Source organism: Bacillus sp. FSL R5-0585 (assembly GCF_038004545.1).
Lineage (GTDB): Bacteria > Bacillota > Bacilli > Bacillales > Bacillaceae_G > Bacillus_A > Bacillus_A cereus.
This window is the reverse complement of the sequence record NZ_JBBORJ010000001.1, coordinates 4852666-4873698: the sequence shown is the minus strand read 5'-3', so window position 1 is coordinate 4873698 and position 21033 is coordinate 4852666. Positions and strand designations below refer to the sequence as shown.

Sequence of the window (21033 nt, the reverse complement as noted above, 5' to 3'; positions counted from 1 at the left end):
GTGCTGTATAGGTTTATATAACAGTTAAAGGATACTTAAAAATTTTAACATACTCCCAAACCTATTTGTACACGAAATAGAATTTTTACCATTTTTTACTTATTTTTTATTTATAATTAAAATTTCAAAAAAATTAATCTTAACATGTAAAAATATGTTATATTAAATCAAAGAACAAATGTTCTCGTTTAAAAGGAGGAATTTTCATGATTAACGAGCCCATTATAATGAAAAAAGAAGCTTTCCAAGCAATCGGCGTTTCAGTTACGACGACTAACGAAAGAGAGGCATCTACTAAAGGAAAAATCCCCGAGCTTTGGAACCGCTACTTCCAAGAACAAATGATGCATCACATCCCAAACCAAAAAACGAAAGCAACATTTGCTTTCTACTCAAACTACGAATCAGATGAAACTGGTACATATACATTCACAATCGGTATGCCCGTTTCTTCGTTAGAAGACGTGCCTGAAAATATGACAACTTTAACAATACCTGCCGCTACATATGCGGTATTTACAACAAGAAAGGGACCAATTGCTGAAGTCGTTTGCGAGGCTTGGGAATATATTTGGAAATGGTCAAAAGAAAATAAACGTGCTTTTACAATAGACTTCGAGCTTTACGACGAAAGGGCATTAGACCCCAATTATGCACAACTGGATATTTATATTGCGTTAGCCTAAAAAAAGATGCCCATTCGGCATCTTTTTTTGTCGTTAAATAGCTACTGGGCAAATTCATTATTATTGTCTACAATGAGAAAGTGCAGTATAGAAATATTAGAAACTGTATAAAGTGAAACTATAATCAGTGGGGGCATCTCCCATTAAGTATTAGCCCTCACCAATCGGGCGTTTACTGGTTTCTTAGTTTAAATTTGTCACATAGAAAGGAAGCAATATGGAGGAACTACAACAAAATAAAACTGCTTTAGAAGGAAGCGGAAAACCGTTATTAAAAAATACGAATTTCCTTTTTCTTTGGGCAGCTACTCTTTTTTCAAGCTTTGCTTTAGCCTTTTTTACTTTTTCACAAACGTGGTACATAGCAAAAACGTTAAACCTTGAAGCTTCACTCGGTGTTGTTTTCGTAGCCCTTAGTGTTCCAAGGCTTATTTTTATGATTGTCGGCGGCGCTGTAGCTGATAAATTCCCGAAAAAAAATATTATGTTTTACTCCAATATCATTCGAGCGATTCTTGTCGCAACCATTCTCACATGGTTCATTGTCGGTGATGTAACGCTATATACATTTGCTTTATTCGCTTTATTCTTTGGACTTGCTGATGCTTTCTTCTGGTCAGCAGATGGATCTATCTTACCGGAATTGGTAGAAAAAAGCCGATTAACACAAGCGAATTCACTTACACAAATGACGAACCAAGCATCGGTCATCTTAGGCCCTGTACTTGGCGGAATTCTCATTAAATTTACGAACTATGAGACAATCTTTTCCATTACGATTTTATTACTGATTGTCGCGGCCATACTCGTTCAAAGAATACAATTTACGATGCCAGAACAAAAAGATACAGATAAAGGTATGTTCACTTCCATTAAAGAAGGAATCTTATATGTAAAGGAATCGCCATTCCTTTCAACTTTCCTTATTTGTAGCGCTTTTTTAAACTTATTTTTAATCGGTCCGATGCAAGTTGGTTTCCCGCTTTTTGTTAAAAACGTGCTGCATGGTGATTCGCTCCAGTTTAGTTACTTAGAGGCATCTGTAGGCGGTGGAATGGCAATCGGTGCTATCATTGTCGGTTTAAAAAATATTAATCGTAGACGCGGTCTATTTTGTATTATCATGATGCTATTGTCTGGTATATTCTTCTTAGCCATCAACTTTAGTACCGTACTTTGGCAAGCACTATTAGCTGGCATGTTTTACGGTATTACAATCGCAATGGCGATTGTACCGCTTATGGCAATGATTCAATCGACAGTCAAAGAAGAAATGATGGGACGCGTAATGAGTTTACTTATGCTATCATCAATGGGCTTTATCCCGCTCTCTTATGCATTCACATCCATTGCACTTGCAATAGGAATTCCAATCGTAACCGTTATGAAAAGTGGTGCAATAGCTGTTATCGTCTTCGTACTATTTGTAGCGATTCGTGTTCCAGTTGTAAGGAAGTTCGATTAACTAATTAGAGTCATGTATTATACACATGGCTCTTTTTTGAATGGATCAAATAGTGATATTCCCTTACTTCTCCTTAATGCTGCTCCCCATTCTAATCCAATCTCTAAAAATAAATCTCGCACTGTACTGTATAAAAGTGCCCCAATGTCTTTACGAATTTCCCCATATTTATATGCTCTTACAACACTTTTCACACGCCAAATTAAATTTCCATACAATTCTTCGTCAGCTAATATTTGCTCTAGTAAAACACCTTGTTCTAGTAACCCGCTCTTTTTATACGCAAGCTCGACCTTACTCCAAAATATATTAATTTTCTTCGGATTACGCGTCATCGGTACAAGTGCGTATATAAAAGGCTTCGGTATATCGTGGCGGCAATACGTCTCATCAAGTTCGTACGTTTCTTTTCTATTCTCTTTTATTTGTGGAATGTTTTTAGAAAGAATTGTTTCCCCCTCATTTTTTTGCACATTTTTACTACAGCCAGTTGCATTATCCTCAATTTTACAAGCGGACATTTGCATACGGTCATCCATGCGGTCAATTGCAGATGTAAGAAATACATATAAGTTCGCACTATATCCGCCGCGTTTATGCCTTTCTTTCGTTGCAACACGCTTTATAATTCCTAGTTCCTCTAACTTTGCAATTGAACGGCGTACTGTACGAATACTCTTTCCAACATTCGTCGCAATCGTCCCCATTAATGGACAAGCAACCCCTACTGTTTTTTGTTTCTCGTTCACCGCATATTTTCCTAAAAAATGAATAATGGTAGCATCTGTTTTATTCAATTGAAATCGGTAGCACTTCAAAACTTGGTTTTGATATGTATTAAACTCTTCTTTACTTCGAAATTCACTATATGGTTTCATTAAATTATATAAGCTTCCCATTTATATCACCTCATTTATAAGTAAGAGGCAGGAAGAGAATTTGGCGTGATAGTTAATATTTTTTTAATGGAGATGAAAATATGATCGTAATTAGCGCTTGTTTAGGTGGGATTGCTTGCCGTTATGACGGGAATGACAATCTCGTTTCAAAAATAGAGGAGCTTCTGCAAAAAGAAGATACAGTCCTCATTTGTCCTGAAATATTAGGAGGACTACCAACACCTCGTCCTTCCGCTGAAATTATTGGCGGGAATGGCGACGACGTTTTAGACGGAAAAGCGAAAGTGATGACAAAAAATGGTGAAGATGTCACAGCAGCTTTCGTAAACGGTGCTTATAAAGCATTAGAACAAATTAAAAATTTAAACCCAGAATATATTATTTTAAAAGAACGCAGCCCATCTTGTGGTAGTTCTACAATTTACACCGGAGAATTTAACGGCAATAAACAAATCGGTTACGGGGTAACAACTGCTTTATTTAAAAGACATGGCTTTAAAGTCATTTCAGAAGAGGATTTTGAGAATCAAAAAAGGAATTGACCCTGTTCGTCAATTCCTTTTTCTTTCTTATTTCGCACCTAATTTTTCTTTCACTTTTGCAGGAAGCTCATCTTTCTTTACTTCTTCCCAAGCTGTTACACCTTTTTTATCTGAATTGTATACGCGTAAGAATGCATCTTTACGAAGATTTTTTTGAGCTGTGAATTCTAATTCTTTTTCTTTTTCTTTTCCGTCTTTATCGAATCCTTTTAATTTATACTCGAAATATTTATGTGGCTCTCCGTTATCAAACTTCTCATTTTTTTCAATTCCATCAGCTGTAACTTGAACGTAATACTCATCTTTTCCTAAACGATTAATATCACAACCAACTAAAAGGCTTGCGAATACAACTAAAATACTAAACAGTGCAATATATCTTTTCATTTCCTTCACCTCATGTGTTTTTCTTATATTGTTATCTTAAAGCTTAAACTTTAAAGAAGAAATTCAAAAACATGACATGAACATTACACTTTTGTAAGATAATAATTATTTCTTCACTTTAGAAATCGTCATCCCGCCTTCAATATGTGACAAGGGATTTCTAAATAATGAATTGAATATATATTTATTGTTTTCTAGCTTTTGAGAGGAGAAATAATATGAACCCTATTTTACTGGATGTTCCGTTACAAATAGAAACAGACAGACTCATTCTTCGAGCACCACTTCAGGCTGGTGAAGGGAATGTAGTACATGAAGCTATTAAAGATTCAATTCATGAATTAAAGCAATGGTTGTCTCTATTTCAGTCCATTCCTACTGTTGAAGAAACGGAAATTCTTCTGAGAAATGCACATATAGATTTTTTGAAAAGAGAAAGCTTTCGCTATCTTATCTATCATAAGGAGAAGAATGATTTTATTGGAACTGCTAGCCTTCACGCAATTGATTGGAAGGTTTCTAAATGTGAAGTTGGATACTGGATTAACACGCAATTTAGTGGCTATGGATATATGACGGAAACAGTAAGTGCGTTAATAAACTTTGGATTTCATTTATTCAAATTTAGAAGGATTGAAATACGATGTGAACGTAATAACACGAAAAGTCGTGCAATCCCTAAAAAACTTGGTTTTGAGCTTGAAGGGATATTACGTAATGAAGATCTTTCAGCTGACGGCAAACAACTAACTGATACTTGCATCTATGCAAAGATAAAGTAAAACTTTAATAAGCCTTACTAATTGGACTTTCACGGCAAAAGAAAAGACCTCCTTAACGATTTTATTTCATCGCTAAAAAGGTCTTTCTCTATTTCTGCTAAAAACTTAGCACTCTTCTGGCTTACCAGCATTCGATGCTGTACGGAAAGATGATCCACATCCGCATGATGCGATTGCGTTTGGATTGTCGATTGTAAATCCGCCGCCAAGCATAGATTGTTTATAGTCAATTTTTACTCCTTTAACAATTGGAGCACTTTCTTTATCGATAACAAATTCAACACCGAAAAACTCAAGAACTGTGTCGTCTTCTTTTGGTTCTACTTCAAACCCTAAGCCGTAAGAAAGACCGCTACATCCGCCGCCGTGTACAGCAAGGCGCACATACTTCTCTCCATCTTCAGCATCTTTTAACATATCTTTAATTTGAAAAGCTGCTTGTTCTGTTACTTCAATCATGAAATACACCTTCCTTTCTGTTCTTAGTCCATTATACATCTTTACGCTTCTATCTTGTACTCATACACTCCGCGACAAATTACTTCCGCAGGTCCTTTCATCAACACGTTTCCTTCTTCAGTCCACGCAATCATTAAATCGCCACCAGCTAAATGGACTGTAATTTCCTTACCACGTTCCATCTTTCCATTTAAAATAGCAGCTACAACTGCAGCGCACGCCCCTGTTCCGCAAGCTTGCGTTACACCAGACCCACGTTCCCAAACGCGGAAGTTCATCTCGTCATCATTCAAAATTTCGATAAACTCAACATTTACTCGCTCTGGAAACATTTCATGTGTCTCGAGGACTGGTCCAAGTGTTGTAAGAGGCGCTTTTTCTACATCATCAACAAAAATAACCGCATGTGGATTTCCCATTGAAACAGCTGTAAATGCATAACGATGATTATTGTATAAGAAGTTTTCACGAATAAATGGTGTTTCACCTTCACCAAGCATCGGTATTTCTGCACGTGTTAGACGCGGTGCTCCCATATCGATTTTCGCTAATGTCACGACACCATCTTCTACTGTTACTTCAGCCGTTACAATACCAGCCAACGTTTCAATTGTAAAAACTGTTTCTTCTACTAGTTTATGCTCATACGCATATTTCGCTACGCAGCGTAAACCGTTACCACAGCTCTTTCCTTCAGAACCATCATTATTAAACATGCGCATTTTCACCGGAGCTACGTCTGAAGGGCAAATTAAAATCATCCCGTCTGCTCCAATACCAGTATTAATATTTGAAACCTTTTCCGCCACAAGGGCTAAATCTTCTTCAGGAATTTGCTCTTCAAACATATTTACATATATATAACTATTGCCAAGACCATGCATTTTTGTAAAAGAAAATTGGCTCATTTATATTCACTCCAAAAATAATTTGTTATGTTAAGTATAAAATGCATGCTTTTAGAACACAATATGAATGTCCCCCGTTTCTCATATTTGACAACGTTTGGCGATGAGCCACTCTTACACAATTTGTGTAAGAAAAAAGCCCTTCTAAAAAGGGCCTTTTTTTATTTATTCCACTATTTTCGATTGGGGAGAGCTAATAATTAGTATTAGCCCTTCCCAATCGAAATCACATTTTATCTAATAAAAAAGGTGCTGCTAATTCGCAACACCTTAAAACATTGGATTTTCATCCAAATACTCATATACATTATTAACAAGCTCTTCTACTGTTGCACCTTGTACAACTTCACCATTTACAAGTGCAAACGGTCCTTCAAAACAAATACCACAATATCCTAGACAACCATACTCCATTACATCTAAATTCGGATCTTTTTCTAATTTTTCTAGAGCTGCTTGTGAACCACTTGCAAGGTTACCTACACAAAATTCAATTAATGGTTTAATCAAAATTCTCCCCCCTGTACTACAAAACAAATTACCTTTTCACTTTATCTATAAGAAGAAAACTAAGCTGTTTCTTGTTGTTTTCGTTACACAGTCTAAACTATTTAGTTACTTCATTACTTCACTTCAAAGTAGATGACTTCTTCTATATAACATGCTACTTCCAATGAAATAGTAACTACAAAGGAAAAACAGTTTATTTTACTTTTCTTCTTATTGTACAACAGAGTATTCATTCATGCATTGTTATTTGTTCACAAATTCGATATAATTTGATTGAGTAAAGTCAAAATATTTTATTAATATAAAATTTTATGATTAGGGGATATTTCAACAGAAAAGGGGTAATCCATCATGAAACACCTCGTAATACTAGGTGGCGGCTACGGTGGAATGAGAATTCTGCAAAGGCTACTTCCAAGCAACCAACTTCCAGATGATGTACAAGTGACATTAATCGACAAAGTACCATATCATTGCTTCAAAACTGAATATTATGCATTAGTTGCGGGTACTATTTCAGAAACGCATATTCGTATACCGTTTCCTGAACACCCACGCCTCAATATTCAATACGGCACAATAACAAATATTGACCTCGAAGAAAAAGCTGTTCATCTCGATGGCGGCGAAGCAATCCAATATGATGACTTAATTATCGGACTTGGCTGTGAAGATAAATATCATAACGTTCCTGGGGCTAGGGAATATACACATAGTCTACAATCAATTGAACAAACACGTAAAACCTATGAACAATTAAATAGTCTAGAACCAAATGCAACAGTAGCTGTTGTTGGTGCTGGCTTAAGTGGCGTTGAAGTAGCAAGTGAACTTCGTGAAAGCCGTTCTGATTTAAAAATCTATTTATTTGATCGAAAAGATAGAATTTTATTCCCATATCCAGAGAAATTAAGTAGATATGTAGAAGAATGGTTTGTAAAGCATAAAGTTAACATTATACGAAACTCTAACATTACAAAAGTGGAACCAAATATTGTGTATAACCACGATGAACCACTTGAATGTGATGCAATCGTCTGGACAGCTGGTATTCAAGCAAATGAAGTTGTTCGAAACCTTCCAGTTGAACAAGATGGTAGCGGACGGGTTGTCTTAACGAAATATCACAATATTCCAAATAACGATCATGTTTACGTTGTAGGAGATTGCGCAGCACTTCCACATGCACCATCTGCCCAACTTGCTGAAGGTCAAGGAGAACAAATTGTCCAAATATTATTAAAACGTTGGAATAATGAATCACTCCCGGATGAACTACCTGTTATTAAATTAAAAGGTGTTCTCGGCTCTCTTGGTAAGAAGCATGGATTTGGTTTACTCGCAAATCAACCGTTAATGGGACGTGTACCTAGGTTATTAAAATCGGGTCTTCTTTGGATGTACAAATATCATAAGGGTTAATACTTTACAGGCTGTCTACTATATAGGCAGCCTCTTTGCATCAGTTTTTAAAAATTATCAGACACATCTTTCTCAATATTTATAATGATTTATTTTTCATTTTCATATTAAAAAATATTGATAAACATTGTATGCTATTTGTAAGTTGTTTTATTATTTCCTTGAAGACCGAATTCATTCGGTCTTATTTTTTATGTGATAAATACTTTTGTAGGAGGCATTACATTCCACTTATGAACTTATCGAAACTAAACAATCGAATAGAAGCGAAAAAGAAAGAGTTACTCTATCTCGTTGAACGATACGGATTCACTCATGATAAAGTGATTTCTTTCAGCCAAGAATTAGATCGTTTACTTAACTTATTAATAAAACTCAAGACGAAGAAAAAACGTTGTTCATTATAACCATTTTTCCCTCTTTTTTTGATACGATATAACTAGAATCAGAAAGGAGCGATTTATGTTTATATTAAAAGACGTTATATATAAAGATATACTACACATTCCTTATTTACAGATTCAAAAAGAAAAAATCACATGTATTATAGGTGAGAGTGGGAGCGGAAAAAGTACATTGCTCCGTATGTTAAATGATTTGCAATCTCCAACGTCTGGAACAATTGAATATAACGGAAAACTAATTTCCGATTATCCTCCTATTCATTTACGACGTGACGTAGTTATGCTTGGGCAAACGCCACCTATTTTTGATGGAACCATTAAAGACAATTTATTAATGGGACTTCGTCTTTCTGAAAAACCATTTCCAAATAATGATATTTTGAGAAGCGTATTAAAGACTGTTAGCTTAGAAAAAAGTTTAGAGGACAACGCTGACTCATTATCAGGTGGAGAAAAACAACGCCTTGCTTTTGCACGTATCGTACTTATGGATCCACCTGTTTATTTATTAGATGAACCAACTTCGGCGCTAGATAGCGATACAGAACGCCGCGTTATGAAACAATTTACTGAACTAGCACGAAAAAAGAAAAAAACAATTATCTTCATCACACACTCACAACAACTTCCAGAAGAAATTGCAGACGACATTATTGAAATTAGTAAAGCAAACGGTACAACTAGAAAGGAAGTGCTCTCAGTTGAAGGGCGTTATTGAACTCCAAATTTGGCAACTTGCCGCTGCCTATATTTTCATTCTTATTTTAATTGGGCTTGTGAAATTAAAAGGAATACCTCGCGAAAAACAAATCGCGCTCGCAACATTCCGTATGACGATTCAGCTCGTACTTGTTGCATATGTCCTTACATACGTATTTGAAAACAGTAATCCATTTTATACAATTGCTCTCATTACTTCTATTACTACCTTTGCAATTTTTAATATTTATAAACGAGTTAACATCCCAATGTCTAAAGAATTAAAACGAGTAGCCGCCCTTTCCATGGTCGCCGGGTCAATTGGGCCACTTCTACTATTTATCTTTGTTATTATCGGACATGATCCGTGGTATGCTCCGCAATATATCGTCCCTATTACAGGAATGTTAGTTGGGAATGCCATGACTGGCGTTTCTCTCGGCGCAAATACGTTCTTAAACAATATGAAATCGCAAAGAGGTCAAATTGAAGGTGCACTTATGCTCGGCGCAACACCGAAAGAAGCAGCTGCTCCGCTCATTCGAGACGCTTTTGACTCTGCTATTTTACCGACAATCAATTCTATGGTCGGAATGGGGATTATAAGCTTACCAGGCATGATGACTGGTCAAATATTATCCGGTGTATCACCATTCACAGCCATTCAATATCAAATCGCCATCATACTCGGTATTTCTGGAAGTACTGCCTTTGCTGTCATTATCTTTTTACAGCTTGGATATAAAACGTTCTTTAATAAGCGATGTCAATTGAAAGAAATTGACTATGGTGCACGGTGAATCGTGCGTAGTTCACGATGAATGAAATTATATTAACGATTTTTTCAATATATCTATCATAACTTGCAATATATCAACGATTTTTCAAATATATCTATCATAACTCAGAATATATCAACGATTTTGTACGAAATATCGATTTACCGACAAAAAGTGACATAATAAAAAGAGGAGGCTATTCGCCTCCTCTTCTATTTACTTACGCCTTCTTAACGAACTGTGATTTTAACTTCATAGCTCCGAAGCCGTCGATTTTGCAATCGATATCGTGATCGCCATCAACTAGACGGATACTCTTTACTTTCGTACCGATCTTCACAACTGAAGAAGTTCCTTTTACTTTTAAATCTTTAATAACAGTAACTGCATCGCCGTCTTGAAGAACGTTTCCGTTCGCATCTTTTACAACTTTCGCACCATCATTATTTTCAGCTTCTGCTTCTTGGCCCCACTCATGAGCACATTCTGGACATACGAAAAGAACGCCATCCTCATACGTATATTCTGAATTACATTTTGGACAATTTGGTAAAGTAGCCATAAATTCATTTCCTCCGTTCATTATTTATACGTAAAAATCAAAATTGATGTTTACATCTCGATAAATAAAATTTGTATAGCATTTCTTTATAGTGCCATAGTCTCACGTTATTGACAAGCCTACCTCAAATTCTCATTTTTTATTGTATTTTACAAAATTTCAATTTGTATGCCGTTTTTCTATTTGCTCTTCTACTAATTTTAAAAATCTTCGTTGTGCATTTTTATTTTTTACAAGCAATCGAACTCTTAGCTTACTTTGTAAATATGAGCGAACTTTGTAGTTCGTAATAAATAACTTTCGATACTTTTCGTCTTCATATATCATTCGAAACCATTCATACTGCTGCAAGTAACGTATGTTAGCATCAATCTTTTTCGTGTGTAAACCCGTACTTAAACTAATCGATCCTATTAGAGCTTCTATTAATGCTGAAATTATTTCTCTCCCCCCTAATAAACAAAAGAAGAACCTTCACAAGATTCTTCTTTTCAAAATGAACGAGTTCCCTCTAGAAACCCCAATTATTTTCTTCAATATAAATTTGATATTCTTCTACTTCTTCTTCACTTAACTTCTTATTATTTTCATATACCTCTTGCCACTCGAAATAATCTTCATCGAAATAAACAGCAAATTTAATTTTCACGTTTTTCTTCTCTGTATAATCATAGCCAGTAAACTCTACTACATCATAATCTTTTTCTTTCTTCACAAACTTCCAGGTTGGATTATCAGTCATAATCTCTAAAGTAACCCCTTCACCAGTTGAACGAACAACGTTTTTAATATTCGGCTCAGTTGGTAAAAGAGAAAGTCCGAGCATAGCTCCGCCAAACACAATCCCGACTATAACTTGTAAACCAATCATACCAGCTACACTAGCGCCACCCTTAGATTGTAAGAAATACGCCTTCTCATGATCAGACGCATCTTCTCCCTTACGAAAAACACGAACAGCCTGCTTATAATATAAACGGTTTCCTTGCCATCCAGTAAATATCATCATTCCTAATTGAAGAGCTAAACTAAATGTTACATAAATCCCCTCTGGAATATCTATAAAAGGGGTTATAACTATACTAGGTATAGCCAATAACGCAAATATAATAAATAACTTATACATTTTGCGATAAGCTAACCAAAAGGTTGGGAAGAAAAAGGCTACCCAATTCCATGTATTCCCTTGCGCAGGGTTTTCTACTTTACCCCACTTAAAATCATAATAAGCTGTATTCTTTTGAACAACTTTATGTAATTCTTGTGGAGAAATCGTTTCTTGTAAAACAGTGTCCTTCACGTACATCATCCTTTTCTTATTTCTATATACATTTATTGTATATGGACAAAATGAAGGAATCTAACAAAAAGTACACATATTTCATAAAAATGAACGGAAATCGAATATATTCCGACAATTATCCGTTTCTTATTTCATTTTACTTTTAATTATATTAAAATAATCATGTATCATATCTTTAATACACTAAGTTAATTATTTTATATATTCACTAAAAAGGATGCATCAAAATCATTTTTATACATCTTTTTTAGTGAATATATACTACTACTTTAAAACAAACATCTCGACTTAAGAAAACTCACAAATTAGCCTTCTACTATTTCAAACATATTTCCACTTACACAACTAATGAATAGTCCATTATTAACTTCCTCAATTGATACAATAAAATCTATTACAACAACATTTTTAGGAAGTTTAATTATATTTTTTACTTCGCCACATTCAGCATCAAGTATTATCAATTCTAAATTTGAAGTTGCAATGTAAATTTCTCCCTCTTTATATAACAGAACCTCTGTAATATCATGTAGAGTAGTATTATTCCAAAGCACTTTACCTGTTTGAATATTAATACCACAAATTCTGCCTTCTCCTAAGGACAATACCATCATCTCTCCGATAAGAAATGGAGGCAATTCAATTTCAAAAGACATATTTACTTCATATAACTTTTGACCGCTCTTATGGTCATAACATTGTATTTGTCTACTTACCCCTTCATATCCATACTCAGTTCTTGTTAATAGTATTTTCGCTTCCTTTGATTCAATGCAAGAGTACCATACCTCATCAAAAGCTTTTTCAAAAATTAAGTTACAGCCTTCTTTTCCATATTCCCACTTTTGTAATGAATCTATTGCTACACATATAAAATGTTCATTAGTTAAAGTAACTGGTTCATTTGGATTACAATCTTCCATCATTTGTTTCCATCGTGTAGAAGCATCTAATAATTGAATGGAAATTGCAACATTACTATATGCATCAACTTCCCCATCTTCATCAAAAGGATTCCCTGCTAATACATAGTAATCTGGGCCAAGATGGCACTGCAATTTTTCTCCTCCGACTCGAACATTCTTTTCCCATACTTTTACTCCACTTTCAAGCTCTAATAAAACATTGTAGCCTTCTTGTGTAATAACTAGTAAACGTGGTAACTCTTCTCCCGTAGTTTTTACATCTTGTATAATATGCCCTTCTATTTCTAAATCCCATAGAAGCTGTCCACAACTTGATGAAATAGCATACAATTTCGCAATACTTTCTCCAAATCTATTTGCATGCCAAATAATTACGACACCATTCACAGTAACGCAATTACAATCTTCTACTATTGGAATACGGCACTGCCAAATCTCTTCTTTCGTTTCACTATCGAGTTTACGAATTCTGTGGTTATTTTCCTCTACATAAAAGATACTCTTCTTATCATGAGATAGTACCGGAGTAAATATCGGTTCAACCTCTCTCCCTTTTAAATACTTCCATTTTAATTCATACTTGTCACTTGTAGAATGATAAGTTCGATACATAATTTCGTCATTTCCATTTATAAGTTTAGGAACAAATGGATCAATTTCTAACATTCTATGGTAAGCATCTTTGATTCGAAAAGAATCAACTCCACTCATGTAAATCTGCCCTATCTCCTTTTTAAGAAACGAAAAGAGTACTCGTAAAAATTGCTCGCTATCAACACTAGCTAACTTCTTGCCTCTCTGATTAATAATGAGAAACTCCCCATCTTTCTTCTTAAATTCCATCTTTTTTTCATATTCATTTAAGAAAATTGTAGCGTCATTATATTTAAAAACCTCGATACAAGCATCAAACAACTGACAAATCGGTCCTATTATGTCTGTTTTTTCTTCAAACACAATTCTCTCATCTATACTAAGTACTATTTCTCCAGCATTTTCTGTCGGCAGTTTATTTAGTTCGATTTGAAACTTTTTCATTATTTCCTCCCTCTTAATCACATTGAAATACTATTTTATTTCCCCCACATTCCCCTTCACTTTCTCAATAATATCTTCTATACGTTCCGCTATACATTCCAGCTCCCATTCTCCCTCACCGTGCATAGCTGTATAAACTGGACAGTTCTCATCATTACTATCTACAAAAATCGGGTCTCCAAGATATGAATCTATCCCTATTACAATCCATCCTTCTTTCCAATCTCCTTCTTCATTCCCGACTAAGCTTTGTCCTTCTTCATCAAAACTATAACCAAGTTGCCCTTCTTCTATTTCTTCACTATTAAACAATTCTATCGTCATAGGTTCAGATTCATACTCTAGCTCAATTTCATTATCCTCAGCACGATCTATATGTGTTAAAAGTTGTTTAATTTTATTATGGTTAATCATGATATCCTCTCCATTCTATCTTTTAAAAATCTAATTTTATTCATAATGAGCTGCCGCAAGTAACATTTGAGCAATAAACTTCCATGAAATATTTTCTGGAAACTTCTCTCCTTGATTTATATAAACCGATTCACAAGAACCTAACCAACTATTTAATGCCTCTAAATAAGTCTCTACCTCTACATTCTCCCATTCATCTTTATTCACTTTAAAATCCTTTTGGAGGTATACAAGAAATTTTAATAAATCTTCTTTAGAATTTACGTGATCGAGGTATTCATACACATCCATACTCCGTCCCTCCCTCTATTGCGTGTTATCTAAACTAACTATAATATATGACATAAGATTCTTAAAACTATTATTTGAGGTGACCGAATATGAAGAGTACAATTTGGGCAGACGATGACTATTTAAAACTAGCACCCATTAACGATGAACTAATCAAAAAAGCAGAAGAAGTACTGAACGTAAAGCTTCCAGAATCATATATAACCCTTCTAAAAGAACAAAATGGGGGAACTCTTCGTCTCGATGTTCACCCTACTTCAAAGCCAAATTCTTGGGCAGACGATCACGTTAATGTATCTGGTTTATATGGTATTTCTTTTAATGAAAATGAATCTAGTATTTTAGAGAGCCGCTATTTAATTCGAGAATGGGAAATGCCTGAGAATATCGTACTTTTATCTGGTGATGGACATACATGGATTGCATTAGACTATCGAAATGTAGCTGAAAATCCTCCAGTTATATTTATCGATAATGAGTTTGAGGAAATTATTGAATTAGCACCTAACTTTGAAAGTTTCTTACAAAACTTAACTACTTATGAATATGACGAAGAATAAGCCTGGCTCTAAAAAGGAGCAAGATTTTATTACAAATTTACACGCCACTTTAAAACCACTCGGCTTTAAGAAAAAAAGACATACATTTTTCAAAGCTGAAAACGGATTTTATAAGCTCATTAACATACAAAAAAGCCAGTTTGGAGATGACTTTTATATAAATATAGGAGTCCACCCTATCGGTCTCCCGCAGCTTATTACGAACCAATTACAAATAAAAGAGAACATTTCAATATTCGATTGCATTCTACAAACGAGAATAGAGCCTATGCATATCAAACAGAACCAGTTATTGCATAATGTTTCACATGAAACTATCGAAATTCCGAATTACCTTTCTACTATTTTCGACTGGTTTCAAACGTGGGTATCTTATGAAAATTTAGTGGAAACAAATATGAATTCCATTACTCCCATACTAGCTGTCGTTCCAATATTAGAAGAAAAAGCGTTTCTACTTCTTACCTGTTTTTCTTTCTACAAATTAAAACAGTACGAACAAGCTACTCGCTACTTACAGCAATATTTACATTGCACCGTGCATCTGAATACCGAGGAAAAAGAGCCCATATTCTTTCACGAAGTTGATATGTATATGAAAAAACTAGTAGAAAGTACAATGTAATTTCACATTGTACTTTCTACTAGTGCTTTATATTCCTTTTGTGACTTTTTAAATCAGAAATATTTTATCCTCCCCCTACAACTCCCAAGTAATATTCATTTCTTCAAATGAGTCCTTACTAACTTCCAATCCTTCGCTATCTTCCGTTCCAATCATTGCTATTTCTTCTTTAGACAACTTAATTTCCTCATTTGGACTTTGGATTTTTTTCTTATACACGAGTTGTAAAAGCTCTATTTGTTCCTCTGTCAGTTCATACTCTTCTTCCAGTCTTTCTATTGCTGATTCTGTATCAAGTAATGGAATTTCTAATAAGAATCCGCCGTGCTCTTCCATCTCTTCAAATGAATCAATTGAATACGCACCACTATCCTCAATCCAAAATGCAGTTGTAATAAAAGGAACTGTTTCGCCTTCTACTTCTTCTAATACGTATTGAAGTGCTTCTTCTTTCGCAATATCTATTACTTCCGAAGGTGCCCCTTCAAAATAATTTTTCGCATCAATCCACTCATCAATTCTCTCGCTATTCACATCTTGAAGACATACAATCGTGTAATTCGGATGAAACGTAATTGTCCCTTGTCCGCCTTGGCTATCTTGCATACTATAGTTAAATCCATCCCATGAACTTTCATGTAAGAAATCTGGACAATGCGCTACATTAATTGCATGGGCAATCGAATTTAAAACGCAGCCTTTCCATAGTTGTTCTTTATCTATATGTAATTTATATTTACTCATCATCTTCCCCCATGCGCATATTTTTTTCTATTATCTTTCCTCTACACAATACTTGTAAATACTTTTCTATCTACTACAAAATAAAAAAGACAATACACCCCACTGTATTGTCCATTTTCTTCCCTACCATTTCTCTCTACACGTCTCAATTAAATGCAGCAAGTACCTCTTCGTCATATCTGCTCTTCTCCACCTTGAGAGCATTCGCTTTTCTTTTGGGTTCTGCCGTATTCTCGCTACTTCTTTTAATAAAAGCTCCCATTCTTCCGCTGAACGTTCTGACAAGTATTGCAATCCTCTATCTTTTGAAACGATTGTTTTATGATCTAGTGTATATAAAATACGTCCCATCGTAACGACAGCTGATTCTACCCACTCTTCTATAAAAAATAAATATGGCTTCTTCGCCTTTTCACTCCAGTACTGTTCTACGTTATATTTCATTGTATTTACTACATCATTCCATTTTATTTGCAGCGGAAGATCTTCTGCTTCTTTTCCGGTAACTGTAATGCCTTCATTTTTCAACGTCCACCATGTGACCGCATTAATGTCCCAATGACCAACATTAGCTTTACCATCTGCACAATACACGTACTCGTTCATTTCATCATTGTATTTCCCTAAGTCAGCAAGCGGAATATACATACCGTCCATTCTTTTACCTAGCGTATTATCACTAAGTTTATTATGTAGTTCCACAAGCTGCTGTTTTTCAGCTTCATTCACGGAATCATTTATCACTGTAACAAAATCAACATCGCTCGTTTCCTTATGAAATGCACCTAGTGCGATAGATCCGTAAATATATACCCCGACTATTTTTTCATCCAAAAAAATTTCTTTTAATTCTACTGTGTACCGCTCCATTAACCGTTGTACTTCCGTTGGTAACGCATGCTTCACTCCATTTTTCATATCTATCCCTCCAATAAAAAAGCCTTTGCAAATTCGCAAAGACTTCTTGTTTTATAAATATTTCTCGATTTCTTCGTAAACATCCTTCAAACGAGGATTTCCTTCTCCAACAATTTCTCCATTTACAAGAACGACCGGATAAAATAAATCTTCTTCCACTACGCGCTCTGCGAATGCTTTTTTATCCGCATCTTCTTGTTCTTCTTGGAAATCAATATACTCGAAATTAAATTTATTTTCTTGTCCTTCATATTTACGACCAATTGCCGCTTGTAACCATTCAAACGTTTCTGTTGAAGATGGCATTCCGACGCAGCTCGCACAAATTACTTTCGTCCCATACACTTGAACATTAACCATTTCTTCTCCCCCACTTCTTGTTCCAACAGTATATTCAGATGTCTTATTACATAAGCACATCATTTTACAAACTTATTCCATACCCCTATACTGAAAAAACACGATACAATATTTCGACAATAAAACAAGAAGAGAAAAAATAGATTTTCCCCTCTATCTTGATTATAATAAAACTGATGAAAGGAGTCGATAAAAATGGAAAACCCACATATGCAAGAACAAGTATTAGAAGTATTAGATAAATTACGTCCATTCTTACTTCGCGATGGCGGAGACGTTGAATTAGTAGACATTGAAGAAGGTATCGTAAAACTACGCCTTATGGGTGCATGCGGAAGCTGCCCAAGTTCTACAATCACACTAAAAGCTGGTATCGAGCGCGCGTTACTTGAAGAAGTACCAGGCGTTATCGAAGTAGAACAAGTATTTTAATCTAAAAGCGGAAGCGGCTCGTTCAGAACAGGAGGTCATTGGAGCTCCTGACGAAGAGGCGCTTTTTGCCTCACAGGAAGGCGCGAAATGGCCGACTGTTCTAGCCGCTGGAGCTAGATACTAATTAAAAGCGGAAGCGGCTCGTTCAAAATGTGAGGGGGATGGAGCTTCTGACATAGAGGCGCTTTTTGCCTCGGCGGAAGAAGCGAAGCCACCGAACATTTTAGCCGCTGGAGCTGGATATTATCTAGCGGCTCGTTCAAAGTCACTTGCTAAAAGGAGACCAAATTTGGTCTCCTTTTTTTATTCAAATTACATTTATCCGTTAACATCATAAAACAAAATTGGAAATCCTTCTCAAAAAATGCGATAATTAATACTATATAGTGAATCGTTCACACATATACAGTAAAAAAACATAGGGGGACGACAGATGCCAAAAATGGGGAACACTTTTGTAACAATCCAAGAACTAGAAAAGAAAAAAGAGTATTTATTAGGCCTTTCATCCGTTATACCAACATGGAATACAAGCTATCAATTTTTATTTAAAGAAATCCAGCAAGAATTATTGGGTAAAGTAAATGAAAAGCTCGAAAGGCATCAATTCGTTTTAAATATATGTACAGATCAACAGGTAGGGGCATAATGTATTACATAAAATTGTGGTATATAAAAAAGAGACCTCACTCGGTCTCTTTTTTATATTTTTAAGATAACCAATCTAATTTTCTAATCCCAAGCTTATCTACTGGTAAACGAAGTGAGCCATAAAAGTGCTTCATAAATTGCTCTGAGCGGTTTACATCGTGTAAAATGGCTTCTAAGCGATCTCTATATATGCTTTTTTGTTCTTCGTTTCCAGTTTGGTAATATCGTTCGACCGTTTCAAAATAGTGAAGCGGGAACAGGAGCCTTGCAAATAATAAACGCCAACCAAATGAGGACAGCGAGTAATTCCGTTCATAATCTGTAACAAATTGAACGATTGTTTGATCCCAGTCTTTCTTTTTTTCAATCATCATATAGCGAATCCATTCTGCTATATCTCGAGTTGGGTGATCATACACCCAATCAAAAGGAAGTTTGAGACGCTTCGTTTGATGCCATAATAAAGGTGTGAATCGTTCTTGGCAAATTGTCGCTGCATCAGTTAGTTGCGGCGTATCATCCATTTCTGTATCAACAACATATTGAATGGCATTTTCTGCAACTCCTAAGTAATACGGGAAGGATTCAATAAACAATTGATCGAATACGTCTGTAGGGTGGTTCATTACTTGTGATTGCCAAAACTTTTCTAACTGATCGAGTCTCTTTTCCCATAACGCTTTCCATTCACCAATGCGGCTTAATTGCTCGATTTCTTCTGGAAAGAATGCACCTCGTTTATGGAATATAGAAAGTTCACTTCCTAATGATGTAGCATGTCGTTCTAACGCTCGCATACCTTTTAATAAGCAGTAATTTTGTTCTTCTATCTCACTTACATAGTAGCCGTGTATAGTCGGAACGAAAGTCGCTACAGTTATATCCCCTTGCTGGTTCATATAGTCACTGAGCTTTTTCATCTCTACAAGTACTTCTTCCTCCATTTCTCCAATTGGAACAAGTACATAAATTTTGTTGCGAATCCAAAAGCTTTTATAGGGGCCAAGGGGGATTAATTCTTTAACATGCATGTGATAATGCTCATAAATATGCTGAATCATCGCAGTCGCCACCTATGGTTTTTCTTTATATATATGAGCTTGTGCTCGCCTTTCATTCCTATGCACAGGATAAAGCAACGAAACGTATACAAATACTAAAAAGAAAAAAAGGTGATAAACATGAAAGAATCAAATCAACTACAAGAAAGAGCATTACAACTATTACAAGAACGTGGTGTAACAATTGACGATATTGCTGAACTTGTTCATTTTCTTCAAAAAAAATATCATCCAAATTTAGAGATGTCAGAATGCCGTTACAATGTAGAACGTGTACTATCAAAACGTGAAGTACAAAACGCACTGATTACTGGTATCGAACTCGATGTCCTTGCTGAAAAGGGAATGCTAAGTGAACCGTTACAAGATATTGTAAAACGTGATGAAGGCTTATACGGAATTGATGAAGTTATCGCACTTTCTATCGTAAACGTGTACGGCTCTATCGGTTTCACGAACTTTGGATATATTGATAAATTAAAACCTGGTATTTTAGAATACTTAAATGATAAATCAACTGGAAAAGTGCACACATTCCTTGACGATATCGTTGGCGGAATTGCTGCCGCAGCTTCAAGCCGTTTAGCGCACCGAGCTGAGCACTCAGAATAATAATGTTTTCTAGGCCGTCAGTTTCATGCTGACGGCCTTTCGTATTCCATAAGCATAAATTCTCTTCCGCGACTCAAAAAAATAGTCCCTTGTTTAAATCCGATATTTTTATATACCGTAATCGCTCTTGTATTAAATGTTGCTACGCTTAATCGAAACATTTTTGCATTAAACTCTTTGGTGGCAAACGCTATTCCAGCTTGGAAGAATTCTTTCCCTATTCCCTTCCCAGTTAACGCCGGCTTCATGCCAAGTCCGATATCAATCACATCTTCTCCACCATATAAATTAGCATCTCTTCCACCTGGCACTTGTGCATTTCCTCCAAAACAAAAATAACCGATGAGATCTCCTTGATCGTCACAACAGCCATAATACGTTCCATCTAATAGCTCTTCTATTACTTCTTTCTCGCCTGAAAAACTATATAAACTATAAGGTTCCTCGTACGTCCACGTATTTATCTTCTTTGCTTCTTCTATCGTTAACTTATGTATATCCACTTTCTCTTTCCCCCTATTATATTTCTATTAACAATATTCGATATTCATCTTATAATTCATCTTTCTCAATATATTTTTTAAATTTATCGCT

At 35.3% G+C, this 21033-nt stretch carries 29 protein-coding genes; 13 read left to right on the top strand and 16 right to left on the bottom strand.

From position 1 onward, the window contains the following. Positions 1-206: 206 nt before the first annotated feature. Together MKY38_RS25060 and MKY38_RS25055 are read left to right on the top strand one after the other, a co-directional pair. Complete coding sequence (locus MKY38_RS25060) at positions 207-686, top strand: GyrI-like domain-containing protein (RefSeq protein ID WP_114555940.1); 480 nt, start codon at positions 207-209, stop codon at positions 684-686. 217 nt (positions 687-903) lie between these two features. After that, entirely contained in the window at positions 904-2151 is a 1248-nt protein-coding gene (locus MKY38_RS25055) for an MFS transporter (RefSeq protein ID WP_065224323.1), read from the top strand. A gap of 17 nt (positions 2152-2168) precedes the next feature. On the opposite strand, the gene MKY38_RS25050 is transcribed toward MKY38_RS25055, so the two are convergent. Then, a complete protein-coding gene (locus tag MKY38_RS25050) occupies positions 2169-3050 on the bottom strand; it encodes a helix-turn-helix domain-containing protein (protein ID WP_114555939.1) in 882 nt (293 codons plus the stop codon). A gap of 80 nt (positions 3051-3130) precedes the next feature. On the opposite strand from MKY38_RS25050, the gene MKY38_RS25045 reads away from it, so the two are divergent. Further along, the gene (locus MKY38_RS25045; protein WP_065224325.1) at positions 3131-3592 is read left to right on the top strand and encodes a DUF523 domain-containing protein; all 462 of its coding nucleotides are present in this window, start codon (positions 3131-3133) and stop codon (positions 3590-3592) included. A gap of 27 nt (positions 3593-3619) precedes the next feature. Here the strand turns inward: MKY38_RS25045 and MKY38_RS25040 are convergent, their stop codons facing one another. After that, on the bottom strand, positions 3620-3979 hold the full coding sequence (locus MKY38_RS25040) for a YxeA family protein (protein ID WP_065224326.1): 360 nt from the start codon (positions 3977-3979) through the stop codon (positions 3620-3622). Between the two features lie 218 nt (positions 3980-4197). Here MKY38_RS25040 and MKY38_RS25035 point away from each other — a divergent pair, with 218 nt between their 5' ends. Then, the gene (locus MKY38_RS25035) at positions 4198-4761 is read left to right on the top strand and encodes a GNAT family N-acetyltransferase (protein ID WP_065224327.1); all 564 of its coding nucleotides are present in this window, start codon (positions 4198-4200) and stop codon (positions 4759-4761) included. 105 nt (positions 4762-4866) lie between these two features. On the opposite strand, the gene MKY38_RS25030 is transcribed toward MKY38_RS25035, so the two are convergent. The 3 genes from MKY38_RS25030 to MKY38_RS25020 all read right to left on the bottom strand — a co-directional run bounded on the left by MKY38_RS25030 (position 4867) and on the right by MKY38_RS25020 (position 6638). Continuing rightward, positions 4867-5220, bottom strand: coding sequence for a HesB/IscA family protein (locus MKY38_RS25030; RefSeq protein WP_000573821.1), 354 nt, complete (start codon positions 5218-5220; stop codon positions 4867-4869). A 41-nt stretch (positions 5221-5261) separates the two neighbouring features. Further along, positions 5262-6128 carry a diaminopimelate epimerase gene (gene dapF / locus MKY38_RS25025; protein WP_000077396.1) on the bottom strand — a complete coding sequence of 289 codons (867 nt, stop codon included), beginning with the start codon at positions 6126-6128 and terminating at the stop codon, positions 5262-5264. Between the two features lie 270 nt (positions 6129-6398). Continuing rightward, positions 6399-6638 carry a YuzB family protein gene (locus MKY38_RS25020; RefSeq protein ID WP_000595026.1) on the bottom strand — a complete coding sequence of 80 codons (240 nt, stop codon included), beginning with the start codon at positions 6636-6638 and terminating at the stop codon, positions 6399-6401. Positions 6639-6989: 351 nt separating this feature from the next. Here MKY38_RS25020 and MKY38_RS25015 point away from each other — a divergent pair, with 351 nt between their 5' ends. From MKY38_RS25015 to MKY38_RS25000, 4 genes are all read left to right on the top strand, one after another. Further along, complete coding sequence (locus tag MKY38_RS25015) at positions 6990-8060, top strand: NAD(P)/FAD-dependent oxidoreductase (protein WP_078385492.1); 1071 nt, start codon at positions 6990-6992, stop codon at positions 8058-8060. Between the two features lie 233 nt (positions 8061-8293). Beyond that, on the top strand, positions 8294-8467 hold the full coding sequence (locus MKY38_RS25010; protein ID WP_065224329.1) for an aspartyl-phosphate phosphatase Spo0E family protein: 174 nt from the start codon (positions 8294-8296) through the stop codon (positions 8465-8467). A 55-nt stretch (positions 8468-8522) separates the two neighbouring features. Then, entirely contained in the window at positions 8523-9182 is a 660-nt protein-coding gene (locus MKY38_RS25005) for an ABC transporter ATP-binding protein (RefSeq protein ID WP_114555938.1), read from the top strand. After that, positions 9166-9963: an ABC transporter permease gene (locus MKY38_RS25000; RefSeq protein WP_000679254.1), complete on the top strand. Its 798-nt coding sequence runs from the start codon at positions 9166-9168 to the stop codon at positions 9961-9963. The genes MKY38_RS25005 and MKY38_RS25000 overlap by 17 nt, the downstream gene beginning before the upstream one ends. 199 nt (positions 9964-10162) lie before the next feature. On the opposite strand, the gene phnA is transcribed toward MKY38_RS25000, so the two are convergent. From phnA to MKY38_RS24970, 6 genes are all read right to left on the bottom strand, one after another. Next, positions 10163-10504, bottom strand: a complete 342-nt coding sequence (gene phnA / locus MKY38_RS24995; protein WP_000212737.1) for an alkylphosphonate utilization operon protein PhnA — start codon at positions 10502-10504, stop codon at positions 10163-10165. A gap of 159 nt (positions 10505-10663) precedes the next feature. Beyond that, complete coding sequence (locus tag MKY38_RS24990; protein WP_033687535.1) at positions 10664-10945, bottom strand: hypothetical protein; 282 nt, start codon at positions 10943-10945, stop codon at positions 10664-10666. A gap of 70 nt (positions 10946-11015) precedes the next feature. Next, a complete protein-coding gene (locus tag MKY38_RS24985) occupies positions 11016-11813 on the bottom strand; it encodes a DUF2628 domain-containing protein (RefSeq protein WP_072940842.1) in 798 nt (265 codons plus the stop codon). A gap of 299 nt (positions 11814-12112) precedes the next feature. Then, positions 12113-13771, bottom strand: coding sequence for an outer membrane protein assembly factor BamB family protein (locus tag MKY38_RS24980; protein WP_341050051.1), 1659 nt, complete (start codon positions 13769-13771; stop codon positions 12113-12115). A 30-nt stretch (positions 13772-13801) separates the two neighbouring features. Then, the gene (locus tag MKY38_RS24975; RefSeq protein ID WP_078385294.1) at positions 13802-14185 is read right to left on the bottom strand and encodes a hypothetical protein; all 384 of its coding nucleotides are present in this window, start codon (positions 14183-14185) and stop codon (positions 13802-13804) included. Between the two features lie 36 nt (positions 14186-14221). Next, positions 14222-14476, bottom strand: a complete 255-nt coding sequence (locus MKY38_RS24970) for a DUF7660 family protein (protein ID WP_000383680.1) — start codon at positions 14474-14476, stop codon at positions 14222-14224. Between the two features lie 89 nt (positions 14477-14565). Here MKY38_RS24970 and MKY38_RS24965 point away from each other — a divergent pair, with 89 nt between their 5' ends. Continuing rightward, positions 14566-15036 (top strand): SMI1/KNR4 family protein, encoded by a 471-nt coding sequence (locus tag MKY38_RS24965; RefSeq protein WP_002025033.1) that lies wholly within the window; start codon positions 14566-14568, stop codon positions 15034-15036. Beyond that, positions 15023-15661, top strand: coding sequence for a DUF4304 domain-containing protein (locus MKY38_RS24960; RefSeq protein ID WP_139366612.1), 639 nt, complete (start codon positions 15023-15025; stop codon positions 15659-15661). The genes MKY38_RS24965 and MKY38_RS24960 overlap by 14 nt, the downstream gene beginning before the upstream one ends. 75 nt (positions 15662-15736) lie before the next feature. Here the strand turns inward: MKY38_RS24960 and MKY38_RS24955 are convergent, their stop codons facing one another. The 3 genes from MKY38_RS24955 to MKY38_RS24945 all read right to left on the bottom strand — a co-directional run bounded on the left by MKY38_RS24955 (position 15737) and on the right by MKY38_RS24945 (position 17683). Further along, the gene (locus tag MKY38_RS24955; RefSeq protein ID WP_078385292.1) at positions 15737-16405 is read right to left on the bottom strand and encodes a hypothetical protein; all 669 of its coding nucleotides are present in this window, start codon (positions 16403-16405) and stop codon (positions 15737-15739) included. Positions 16406-16528: 123 nt separating this feature from the next. After that, complete coding sequence (locus MKY38_RS24950; RefSeq protein ID WP_341050048.1) at positions 16529-17323, bottom strand: nucleotidyltransferase domain-containing protein; 795 nt, start codon at positions 17321-17323, stop codon at positions 16529-16531. A gap of 51 nt (positions 17324-17374) precedes the next feature. Further along, on the bottom strand, positions 17375-17683 hold the full coding sequence (locus MKY38_RS24945; RefSeq protein ID WP_000248588.1) for a YuzD family protein: 309 nt from the start codon (positions 17681-17683) through the stop codon (positions 17375-17377). 195 nt (positions 17684-17878) lie between these two features. Here MKY38_RS24945 and MKY38_RS24940 point away from each other — a divergent pair, with 195 nt between their 5' ends. Together MKY38_RS24940 and MKY38_RS24935 are read left to right on the top strand one after the other, a co-directional pair. Then, positions 17879-18115, top strand: a complete 237-nt coding sequence (locus tag MKY38_RS24940) for a NifU family protein (RefSeq protein WP_000431159.1) — start codon at positions 17879-17881, stop codon at positions 18113-18115. A 433-nt stretch (positions 18116-18548) separates the two neighbouring features. Then, on the top strand, positions 18549-18764 hold the full coding sequence (locus tag MKY38_RS24935) for a hypothetical protein (protein WP_001125507.1): 216 nt from the start codon (positions 18549-18551) through the stop codon (positions 18762-18764). Between the two features lie 61 nt (positions 18765-18825). Here the strand turns inward: MKY38_RS24935 and yutH are convergent, their stop codons facing one another. Next, a complete protein-coding gene (gene yutH, locus MKY38_RS24930) occupies positions 18826-19827 on the bottom strand; it encodes a spore coat putative kinase YutH (protein WP_000614215.1) in 1002 nt (333 codons plus the stop codon). Positions 19828-19947: 120 nt separating this feature from the next. Here yutH and MKY38_RS24925 point away from each other — a divergent pair, with 120 nt between their 5' ends. After that, positions 19948-20439 (top strand): phosphatidylglycerophosphatase A family protein, encoded by a 492-nt coding sequence (locus tag MKY38_RS24925; protein ID WP_000665103.1) that lies wholly within the window; start codon positions 19948-19950, stop codon positions 20437-20439. A gap of 23 nt (positions 20440-20462) precedes the next feature. Here the strand turns inward: MKY38_RS24925 and MKY38_RS24920 are convergent, their stop codons facing one another. Then, the gene (locus MKY38_RS24920; protein WP_341050043.1) at positions 20463-20942 is read right to left on the bottom strand and encodes a GNAT family N-acetyltransferase; all 480 of its coding nucleotides are present in this window, start codon (positions 20940-20942) and stop codon (positions 20463-20465) included. Positions 20943-21033 lie beyond the last annotated feature (91 nt).

What these genes read in the sequence shown, in the direction of transcription:
- MKY38_RS25060 (WP_114555940.1), top strand. Translation starts at nt 207, where the DNA reads ATGATTAACGAGCCCATTATAATGAAAAAAGAAGCTTTCCAAGCAATC.
- MKY38_RS25055 (WP_065224323.1), top strand. Translation starts at nt 904, where the DNA reads ATGGAGGAACTACAACAAAATAAAACTGCTTTAGAAGGAAGCGGAAAA.
- MKY38_RS25050 (WP_114555939.1), bottom strand. Translation starts at nt 3,050, where the DNA reads ATGGGAAGCTTATATAATTTAATGAAACCATATAGTGAATTTCGAAGT.
- MKY38_RS25045 (WP_065224325.1), top strand. Translation starts at nt 3,131, where the DNA reads ATGATCGTAATTAGCGCTTGTTTAGGTGGGATTGCTTGCCGTTATGAC.
- MKY38_RS25040 (WP_065224326.1), bottom strand. Translation starts at nt 3,979, where the DNA reads ATGAAAAGATATATTGCACTGTTTAGTATTTTAGTTGTATTCGCAAGC.
- MKY38_RS25035 (WP_065224327.1), top strand. Translation starts at nt 4,198, where the DNA reads ATGAACCCTATTTTACTGGATGTTCCGTTACAAATAGAAACAGACAGA.
- MKY38_RS25030 (WP_000573821.1), bottom strand. Translation starts at nt 5,220, where the DNA reads ATGATTGAAGTAACAGAACAAGCAGCTTTTCAAATTAAAGATATGTTA.
- dapF (WP_000077396.1), bottom strand. Translation starts at nt 6,128, where the DNA reads ATGAGCCAATTTTCTTTTACAAAAATGCATGGTCTTGGCAATAGTTAT.
- MKY38_RS25015 (WP_078385492.1), top strand. Translation starts at nt 6,990, where the DNA reads ATGAAACACCTCGTAATACTAGGTGGCGGCTACGGTGGAATGAGAATT.
- MKY38_RS25010 (WP_065224329.1), top strand. Translation starts at nt 8,294, where the DNA reads ATGAACTTATCGAAACTAAACAATCGAATAGAAGCGAAAAAGAAAGAG.
- MKY38_RS25005 (WP_114555938.1), top strand. Translation starts at nt 8,523, where the DNA reads ATGTTTATATTAAAAGACGTTATATATAAAGATATACTACACATTCCT.
- phnA (WP_000212737.1), bottom strand. Translation starts at nt 10,504, where the DNA reads ATGGCTACTTTACCAAATTGTCCAAAATGTAATTCAGAATATACGTAT.
- MKY38_RS24985 (WP_072940842.1), bottom strand. Translation starts at nt 11,813, where the DNA reads ATGATGTACGTGAAGGACACTGTTTTACAAGAAACGATTTCTCCACAA.
- MKY38_RS24980 (WP_341050051.1), bottom strand. Translation starts at nt 13,771, where the DNA reads ATGAAAAAGTTTCAAATCGAACTAAATAAACTGCCGACAGAAAATGCT.
- MKY38_RS24975 (WP_078385294.1), bottom strand. Translation starts at nt 14,185, where the DNA reads ATGATTAACCATAATAAAATTAAACAACTTTTAACACATATAGATCGT.
- MKY38_RS24970 (WP_000383680.1), bottom strand. Translation starts at nt 14,476, where the DNA reads ATGGATGTGTATGAATACCTCGATCACGTAAATTCTAAAGAAGATTTA.
- MKY38_RS24965 (WP_002025033.1), top strand. Translation starts at nt 14,566, where the DNA reads ATGAAGAGTACAATTTGGGCAGACGATGACTATTTAAAACTAGCACCC.
- MKY38_RS24960 (WP_139366612.1), top strand. Translation starts at nt 15,023, where the DNA reads ATGACGAAGAATAAGCCTGGCTCTAAAAAGGAGCAAGATTTTATTACA.
- MKY38_RS24955 (WP_078385292.1), bottom strand. Translation starts at nt 16,405, where the DNA reads ATGAGTAAATATAAATTACATATAGATAAAGAACAACTATGGAAAGGC.
- MKY38_RS24950 (WP_341050048.1), bottom strand. Translation starts at nt 17,323, where the DNA reads ATGAAAAATGGAGTGAAGCATGCGTTACCAACGGAAGTACAACGGTTA.
- MKY38_RS24945 (WP_000248588.1), bottom strand. Translation starts at nt 17,683, where the DNA reads ATGGTTAATGTTCAAGTGTATGGGACGAAAGTAATTTGTGCGAGCTGC.
- MKY38_RS24940 (WP_000431159.1), top strand. Translation starts at nt 17,879, where the DNA reads ATGGAAAACCCACATATGCAAGAACAAGTATTAGAAGTATTAGATAAA.
- MKY38_RS24935 (WP_001125507.1), top strand. Translation starts at nt 18,549, where the DNA reads ATGCCAAAAATGGGGAACACTTTTGTAACAATCCAAGAACTAGAAAAG.
- yutH (WP_000614215.1), bottom strand. Translation starts at nt 19,827, where the DNA reads ATGATTCAGCATATTTATGAGCATTATCACATGCATGTTAAAGAATTA.
- MKY38_RS24925 (WP_000665103.1), top strand. Translation starts at nt 19,948, where the DNA reads ATGAAAGAATCAAATCAACTACAAGAAAGAGCATTACAACTATTACAA.